Raw genomic sequence first — 207 nt, forward strand, 5'->3', positions numbered from 1 at the left:
ACCACGATATGTCGCTTGCGCCCTTTGACCTTCTTGCCCGCGTCGTATCCTTGGCCTGCCCCCTGCGGCGAGATCCGGGTCGACTGTGAGTCGATGATGGCGGTTGTGGGCTGGGCCTCGCGCTGGATGCGCCTGCGCCATTGCTGGCGCAGGCGCTCGTGCAACTGCTCGAACTTGCCTTGCGCGCTCCAACGCAGGAAGGCCTTT

General features: G+C 64.7%; 1 protein-coding gene. It reads right to left on the reverse strand.

What is annotated here, in order from left to right; genetic code table 11:
- The coding region (locus ACYP5B_RS17610) for a transposase (protein ID WP_459570532.1) at positions 1-207 on the reverse strand (207 nt) is incomplete at both ends.

Source organism: Cupriavidus sp. 8B, from assembly GCF_054589115.1.